The organism is Haloferax sp. Atlit-12N (assembly GCF_003383095.1).
Classification (GTDB): Archaea; Halobacteriota; Halobacteria; order Halobacteriales; family Haloferacaceae; genus Haloferax.
The window spans coordinates 1-794 of record NZ_PSYW01000055.1; the positions used below are offsets into that span (position 1 = coordinate 1).

At 53.0% G+C, this 794-nt stretch carries 1 pseudogene; it reads right to left on the bottom strand.

Annotation, left to right across the window (positions count from 1 at the left end):
* A pseudogene (locus C5B90_RS21120) lies at positions 1 to 280 on the bottom strand (hypothetical protein); the annotation flags it as partial.
* Positions 281 to 794: the final 514 nt, after the last annotated feature.

Below are 794 nucleotides of genomic sequence, written 5' to 3' on the forward strand. Positions count from 1 at the left end.
AGACAACCTCTAATACAAGGCACTCGCGTCCGGATTTCGTATGTAGATATCGTGCCCCGATGAATTCCTTTTTCAGGTATTTACGTGGGCTGTCGATGAGATCCTCTACCAGTTCTTGAACATCAGGTTCATCGTATGAGTCCGCGAGGGCAAGGCCGTGATTCGCCAAACGGAGCTTCGCGAGAGCAATATCCGGGGCGGTCGTGACTCGAAGGGCGAGCAAGTAGCAGATCGCATCAAGCCGCGGCCGATCGTCTTCCGGTAACTGATAGACATACATCACTCGGCTCAGAGCCCGGTATAGATGGTCAGCAATGGCTAACCGGTGTGCATCTTCGACCAGTTCGCGTTTGTGCCTCCGAACCTCTTCAGTCGACGCAAGTTGAGTTCCGGGAGGGTTCGCAAAGGTCCCCCGTCGTTGCGACGCAATAGATGACCGCATCGTGATTCGGCGTTGAGCCCGGGACACAGTCCGCATCAGTCGCTGCATCCCTCCAGGAGTCTCAAGTGGCTCTCGATCGATCTGGATCTGAACATAGGTTTGGGATCGCCACTCCGGGTTCTGTTCATCAAGCACGTCCCAACAATATGATTGCAGGATGCACCAGTAGAACTGGTCGGATGACCGTTCATAGAGACAGAGCACGACTGGTATCGACGCCGAAAGGCAGTCTTCGATAAGATAGCTTGTTTGAAATTGCCACTTGGCTACCTCGGAGCCATCGAATTTCTCTGTCGCTTTCAGCTGAACGAAAAATGGGGACTGTCTGACTTCAGAATGGTTGACGAACTTC